This window comes from Sedimentibacter sp. B4, from assembly GCF_000309315.1.
GTDB lineage: Bacteria > Bacillota > Clostridia > Tissierellales > Sedimentibacteraceae > Sedimentibacter > Sedimentibacter saalensis.
In genome coordinates, this window is sequence record NZ_CANG01001088.1 from 1 (window position 1) to 240 (window position 240).

A 240-nucleotide genomic window follows, 5' to 3' on the forward strand; every position below is an offset into this window, starting at 1 on the left:
TCCAGGAACCACACCTGGCTCGACTCGTTCAGGGTCGGGATGGTCAGGCTGATCCGTTCCGGCGGGGCTTGGGGGCATCGCTCACCCCGATCACCGGCTGGGTCGTGGGCTCGCTGGAGGGATGGTTCGGGAAGATCGAGGCGACGTGGCCGTCCGGTCCCAGGCCCAGCAGGCACAGGTCGAACCGGTGTCGCCCAACTCCTTGGCGTAGGTGGCTGCGGACGCCGCCGCGTCGATCCA

The 240-nt window shown here is 68.8% G+C and carries 1 pseudogene; it reads right to left on the reverse strand.

From position 1 onward, the window contains the following. A pseudogene (locus BN358_RS25115) lies at positions 1 to 240 on the reverse strand (6-phosphogluconolactonase); the annotation flags it as partial.